Origin of the sequence: Zoogloea sp. LCSB751, from assembly GCF_002028455.1 — a bacterium.
In the GTDB taxonomy this organism is placed as follows: domain Bacteria; phylum Pseudomonadota; class Gammaproteobacteria; order Burkholderiales; family Rhodocyclaceae; genus Zoogloea.
Genome location: NZ_MWUM01000194.1, coordinates 1 through 272 on the forward strand (window position 1 = coordinate 1; position 272 = coordinate 272).

Consider the following 272-nt stretch of genomic DNA (forward strand, 5'->3'; position numbering starts at 1 on the left):
GGTGGCGCAACATACCTATTCCGGCGCGTTTAACGAGCTAACCAGTGGCCAGTATAAGGTCATTTTGGGCAGCGAGCTTGCCCGTCAATTAAAAGTCAGCCCTGGGGATTCGGTACGCTTATTAAGTGGCGATGGCGTGGTGTACTCGCCGCTTGGCCCTGTGCCCAGCCAACGTAAGTTTTTAGTGTCTGCGGTGTTCGAAATGGGTTCACAAGTGGATGCGGGCGTTGCATATATCCATTACCAAGATGCAAAGCGGTTAATGCGTCAGC

The 272-nt window shown here is 52.6% G+C and carries 1 pseudogene; it reads left to right on the forward strand.

Annotated elements, in window-relative coordinates:
• Positions 1-272, forward strand: a pseudogene (locus B4920_RS26320) (hypothetical protein); the annotation flags it as partial.